Origin of the sequence: Streptomyces misionensis (genome assembly GCF_007896895.1) — a bacterium.
GTDB classification, from domain to species: Bacteria; Actinomycetota; Actinomycetes; order Streptomycetales; family Streptomycetaceae; genus Streptomyces; species Streptomyces misionensis_A.
On record NZ_VOGW01000131.1, the window covers coordinates 82769 to 88647 of the forward strand.

At 73.7% G+C, this 5879-nt stretch carries 6 protein-coding genes; 2 read left to right on the forward strand and 4 right to left on the reverse strand.

What is annotated here, in order from left to right; translation table 11 throughout:
- Positions 1 to 63: 63 nt before the first annotated feature.
- From FRZ03_RS23160 to miaA, 4 genes are all read right to left on the reverse strand, one after another.
- Positions 64 to 2223 (reverse strand): RelA/SpoT family protein, encoded by a 2160-nt coding sequence (locus FRZ03_RS23160; protein WP_146467069.1) that lies wholly within the window; start codon positions 2221 to 2223, stop codon positions 64 to 66.
- Positions 2224 to 2504: 281 nt separating this feature from the next.
- Complete coding sequence (dapF, locus tag FRZ03_RS23165) at positions 2505 to 3374, reverse strand: diaminopimelate epimerase (RefSeq protein ID WP_146467070.1); 870 nt, start codon at positions 3372 to 3374, stop codon at positions 2505 to 2507.
- 58 nt (positions 3375 to 3432) lie between these two features.
- Positions 3433 to 4017: a hypothetical protein gene (locus FRZ03_RS23170; RefSeq protein WP_146467077.1), complete on the reverse strand. Its 585-nt coding sequence runs from the start codon at positions 4015 to 4017 to the stop codon at positions 3433 to 3435.
- Positions 4018 to 4125: 108 nt separating this feature from the next.
- Positions 4126 to 5064, reverse strand: a complete 939-nt coding sequence (gene miaA, locus FRZ03_RS23175) for a tRNA (adenosine(37)-N6)-dimethylallyltransferase MiaA (RefSeq protein ID WP_146467071.1) — start codon at positions 5062 to 5064, stop codon at positions 4126 to 4128.
- A 396-nt stretch (positions 5065 to 5460) separates the two neighbouring features.
- On the opposite strand from miaA, the gene FRZ03_RS40500 reads away from it, so the two are divergent.
- Positions 5461 to 5583 carry a hypothetical protein gene (locus FRZ03_RS40500; protein ID WP_261399306.1) on the forward strand — a complete coding sequence of 41 codons (123 nt, stop codon included), beginning with the start codon at positions 5461 to 5463 and terminating at the stop codon, positions 5581 to 5583.
- Positions 5584 to 5632: 49 nt separating this feature from the next.
- Positions 5633 to 5879 (forward strand): antitoxin (locus tag FRZ03_RS23185; RefSeq protein WP_146467072.1); only part of this gene is annotated, 247 nt, incomplete at its 3' end.

A 5879-nucleotide genomic window follows, 5' to 3' on the forward strand; every position in this document is an offset into this window, starting at 1 on the left:
CCGCCGTTCTCCGCAGGTCCGCCCCGGCTCACCGGGGCACCGGCAACGGCTCGGGAACCCGTCTCACCAGCCCTGCGCCTGGTGCCGGGCCCGGTCCACGTCGTAGACGCCGGGGACGTCGCGCATGGCGCGCATGAGGGCCGGCAGGCCCGCGGCGTCGGGGAGTTGCAGGGTGTAGGTGTGCCGGACCCGTTGCTGGCTCGGGGGTTCCACCGTGGCGGAGACGATGTCGCCGCCCGCCAGGGCGATGGCCTCGGTGAGATCGGCGAGCAGATGCGGGCGGCCGAACGATTCGGCGACCAGCGTGACCCGGCACGCGGTGGAGTCGCCCCAGCGCACCCCGGTCTCCGCGCGCCCCTTGCTCTTCATGTCCGCCACCGCCGCGCACTCCACGCGGTGCACGGTCACCACTCCCCCGCGTACCGGGAAGCCGGTGATCTCGTCCGGCGGCACGGGCGTACAGCAACCGGCGAGGCGCACGACGGCGCCGGGCCGGTCGGTGCGGACGTCGGCGCCCCCCGGGGGCCCGGCGGGGCCGGTCTCGCCGGCCCGCCGCTCGGGGAAGCCGGGGGTCGCCCGGTAGCCGCCCGGCTCCTCGGCCGGGGCTCCCCCGCCGGGATGCGTGGCCAGCCACCGCTGGATGGCGATGCGGGCGGCCGGGGTGTGGGCGTGCTCCAGCCACTCGCGGGACGGCTCCGAGGCGGGGTCCTGGCCCATGAGGAGTTCGACGGTGTCGCCGTCCTTGAGGACGGTGCTGAGGGTCGCGAGACGACCGTTGACGCGGGCGCCGATGCAGGCGTGCGCGTCCTCGCCGTACTGCCCGTACGCAGCGTCCACGCAGGTGGCGCCCTCGGGCAGGCCCAAGGTGCCGCCGTCGGGCCGGAAGACGGTGATCTCGCGGTCCTGGGCGAGGTCCGCGCGCAGGGTGGACCAGAAGGTGTCGGGGTCGGGCGCGGCCTGCTGCCACTCCAGGAGACGGGAGAGCCAGCCGGGGCGGGTGGGGTCGGCGCGTTCGCCGTCGGCGGGGTCGTCGGCGCCGGGCGCGTAGGGATTGCCGAGCGCGACGACACCGGCCTCGGCGACCTGGTGCATCTGGTGGGTGCGGATGAGGACTTCGACCACCTGGCCGTCCGGGCGCGCGACGGCGGTGTGCAGCGACTGGTACAGGTTGAACTTGGGTACGGCGATGAAGTCCTTGAACTCCGAGACAACCGGCGTCATACAGGTGTGCAGTTCGCCGAGGACGCCGTAGCAGTCGGCGTCCTCCCCCACCAGCACCAGCAGCCGGCCGAAGTCGGCGCCGCGCAACCGCCCGCGTTTGCGGGCCACTCGGTGCACGGAGACGAAGTGGCGGGGCCGGATGAGGACCTCGGCGGTGATGTCGGCCTCGCGCAGCACCGCGCGCATCTCGTCGGCGACCTCGGCGAGGGGGTCGTCGGGGCGGGCCGCGTTCTCGGCGATGAGTTCCCTGGTGTGCGCGTACTCCTCGGGGTGGAGGATGGCGAAGACCAGGTCCTCCAGTTCGGTCTTCAGCGCCTGCACGCCGAGGCGTTCGGCGAGCGGGATGAGGACGTCCCGGGTGACCCCGGCGATCCGCGCCTGTTTCTCCGGGCGCATCACGCCGAGGGTGCGCATGTTGTGCAGCCGGTCGGCGAGTTTGATCGACATCACCCGCACGTCGCTGCCGGTGGCGACGAGCATCTTGCGGAAGGTCTCGGGTTCGGCGGCGGCGCCGTAGTCGACCTTCTCCAGCTTGGTGACGCCGTCGACCAGGTACCGCACCTCCTCCCCGAACTGCTCGCCCACCTGGTCCAGCGTCACGTCCGTGTCCTCGACGGTGTCGTGGAGCAGGGAGGCCGTCAGCGTCGTGGTCTCGGCGCCGAGTTCGGCGAGGATGAGGGTCACGGCGAGCGGGTGGGTGATGTACGGCTCGCCGCTCTTGCGCATCTGGCCGCGGTGCGAGGACTCGGCCAGCACATAGGCGCGGCGCAGGGGTTCGAGGTCCGCGTCGGGGTGGTGGGCGCGGTGCGCCTCCACCACATGGCCGATCGCGTCGGGCAGTCTGTCCCGGGCGGCGGGTCCCAGCAGGGCGGCCCGGCCGAGCCGGCGCAGGTCGATCCTGGCCCGGGACTTGCGGCGGGCCGTCGCGGGTGCCCCGGCGGCCGCCGGGGCCGTGGGCACTACCGGGATGGGGGTCGGGGGGTTCGTGGCCTCCGCACTCATGGGCACCTCCGGCTCGTGGACCGGCGGACGGAGCCCCAGGGCATGCGCGGCTCAGGGTGGCGCGTTCCCCCGTCCGTGCCGGTGCTTGATGCTACCGAGCCCATCACGTGCGACAGACCGCCTCTCGCCGAGCGTGAAACGGATCACCCAATCGAGCGACCGAAAAGAGGTTTAAGGTTTGCGCCACCTGCCCTGACATCGTCCGTGGATTCGATCCGGGCGGGCGCCGCGGAACCGCTGTTCCGAGCGCCCGGAGCCGTCGTGACAACGCTTTCGGCAGGTCAGCGAAGCGCGTTTTCCAGCCACTCGCCGTCGATCTCGCCCTCGGCGACGATCACGGCGGGACCGGTCATCTCGATCTGTCCGTCCGGCCGTTCGGTGATCACGAGCCGGCCGCCGGGCAGGTCCACGGTGTACGTCACCGGGGTGCCGGTGACGGCCGGGTCGGCGCCGTCGCGGCGGGCGGCGGCCACGGCGACGGCGCAGGCGCCGGTGCCGCAGGAGCGGGTCTCGCCGGACCCGCGCTCGTGCACCCGCATGGCGACGTGCCGGGGCCCGCGGTCGACCACGAACTCCACGTTGACCCCGTCCGGGTACGCGCCCTCGGGGCTCACCGGCGGCGCGCTGTACAGGTCCCCGGCGTGCCCGAGGTCGGACACGAAGGCGACCGCGTGCGGGTTGCCCATGTTCACGTTGCGGGCGGGCCAGCTGCGCTCGCCGACACGCACCGTGACGTCCCCTTCGGGCAGGCGGGCGCTGCCCATGCCCACGGTCACGTCCCCGTCCTTGGCGATGTGGACGCTCTTCACGCCTCCGCGGGTGGCGATCGCCAGGTCGCCCTCGGTGACATGCCCGGCGCGCTGGAGGTAGCGGGCGAAGACCCGGACGCCGTTGCCGCACATCTCCGCGACCGAGCCGTCGCCGTTGCGGTAGTCCATGAACCACTCGGCCTCGCCTGCCATCGCCCGGGCCTCCGGGTGCGCGGCGGTGCGCACGACGTGCAGCACGCCGTCCCCGCCGATGCCCGCCCGGCGGTCGCACAGGGCGGCCACGGCGGCCGGGGACAGCTCGATGGCGTTGTCGGGGTCCGGGACGATCACGAAGTCGTTCTCGGTGCCGTGACCCTTGAGGAAGGCGATCCGCGTGCTCATTCCTCGATCGTACGGGGTGGGCACGGCGAGGGGGGTCGGACGTGGGCCCCGGCGGCGGTCAGCGCAGCCGGGCCACGCGCCACACGGCGAGTACGGCCACGACGGCGACCAGCACCGTGTAGCCGAGGACGACACGCCAGTCCGGGCGGCGGCCGGAGCCGCGCGGGGGCAGGCCCGGCCAGGTGTGGCCCACCCGGCGGGCGGCCATCATGCCCCAGCCGGCGGCGCAGCTGCAGATCAGCAGGCCGAGCATGGCGATCACCGCGCCGCTGTCGCCGTCGAAGGCGAGCGGGAAGGCGAACATCAGGGAGCCGAGCGCGGACAGGCCCACGATCGGCGCGAGCTGCCAGATGCGCAGCCGGCGCTGCGGGCGCAGTTCGACCTCGACCTCGGGGCCGCTGGTGTACATCTCCTCGGGCGCCGGGCCGTCCTCGGTCACCCCGTCCGGGGTCTCGTCGGGCCCGTCGTCGGCCAGGCGGTCCTCGCCCTCGGCCGGCCGGGCCACGTCCCCGGTCAAGCGGTCCCCGCCCCCGGCGAGCCGGGTCACGTCCTCGGCCGGGCGGTCCGCGCCCGGGCCCGGTTCGTCACTCTCTGTGGTGACGTGCTCGGCACTTGGTGCGGTGTCACGAGGGCCGGCCTCCATCGCCACGCGCCCTCCCAACTAGGACTCCACTTGGTCGATCGAAGCTCGATGATGGCACGGCGCCGAACGCCCCGATGACCGGCGGCGCATCCCGATGCCATCACGTGATCAGGCTGTAACCGGTCGTTCGACCAACGTCAGGGCCTGCCGCGGAAGTTCCCCGCGGTCGGCCTCGGCCCCGCTCAGCCAGTGCACGCGGGGGTCGCGCCGGAACCAGGAATCCTGCCGGCGCGCGAAGCGCTTGGTGGCGCGCACGGTCTCGGCGCGCGCCTCCGCTTCGGTGCACTCGCCGCCGAGCGCCGCGAGCACCTGCTGGTAGCCCAGCGCGCGCGAGGCCGTGCGCCCCTCGCGCAGGCCTCGCGCCTCCAGCGCGCGCACCTCGTCCACGAGTCCGGCCTCCCACATCCGGTCGACACGCCGGGTGATCCGCTCGTCCAGCTCCGGGCGGGCCACGTCGACGCCGATCTGGACGGTGTCGTACACCGAGTCGTGGCCGGGGAGGTTGGCGGTGAAGGGCTGGCCGGTGATCTCGATCACCTCCAGGGCCCGGACGATACGGCGGCCGTTGCTGGGCAGGATCGCGCGGCCGGCCTCGGGATCGGCGGCGGCGAGCCGGGCGTGCAGCGCGCCCGGGCCGCGCAGCGCCAGCTCCTCCTCCAGCCGGGCGCGCACCTCGGGGTCGGTGCCGGGGAACTCCAGGTTGTCCACGGCCCCGCGGACGTACAGACCGGAACCGCCGACCAGGATCGGCCAGCGGCCCTCGGCGAGCAGCGCGTCGATGCGCGCGCGGGCCAGCTTCTGGTACTCGGCGACCGAGGCGGTGACCGTGACGTCCCAGATGTCCAGCAGGTGGTGCGGGATGCCGCCGCGCTCCTCGGGCGTCAGCTTGGCGGTGCCGATGTCCATCCCGCGGTACAGCTGCATGGAGTCGGCGTTGACGACCTCGCCGCCGAGTTGCTGGGCCAGGAAGACGCCGAGATCGGACTTTCCGGCCGCGGTGGGTCCGACGACGGCGATGACGCGGGGGACGAGGGGTGCGCTGCTCACGGCACCAGTCTCGCAAACCTTGCGGCGGGGTCCCGAACGAGTTACGTGACGGGCCGCTCGCCGGGTCGTTGCCCGACGTGAGGTGCCGTCCGCGGGCTGCCCCGAGGCGGTGACCCGGGCGGCGCGAGCGTACGCACCGGGTGACGCGGGAACTCCCCCGCGCGAGTACCGTATGGAGTGACTATGGGCGTGTTTGCACGACTCCTCGGCAGGTCGAAGGCGACTCGGGAGGCGTCGGCCGCCGCGGCGAAGGCCGGTACGGAGCCGGTGGGTGCCGAGGCGGAGGAATCGCGGTCGGCGGAGACGAGGTCGAAGGGAGTCGGGGCGGCACCGGCGCCGGGCTCCCCCGGGCGCGAGCACGGGGAGGGTTCCGGACAGGATGCCGAGGGCGGGCACGTGGAGGTACCGGTGCGGCAGGGCGCCGACGCGGACGACGCGTCCGAGGGCTCCGGTATCCCCCGGCAGCAGTCCGCCGAGAAGGCCGCCGACAGCGACGCCGGCGAGGGCGTCCGCAAGTGACCGTTCCGCGAGGCAATCCCGCGGGCGGTCCCGCAAGGGAAGGTGGATCATGGGTCTGTTCGACAACATGAAGGCCAAGCTCGGCCCGGCCAAGGACAAGGTTTCCGACCTCGCGCGCCAGCACGGGGACAAGGTGCAGCACGGCATCGACAAGGCCGCGAAGGCCGTGGACGAGCGGACCAAGCACAAGTACAGCGACAAGATCCAGGCGGGCACCGGCAAGGCCAAGGACGCGGTGGACCGCCTCGCGCAGAAGGAGGGCGGCCCGGACGCCGCACCCGGCGGCCACCCGAACC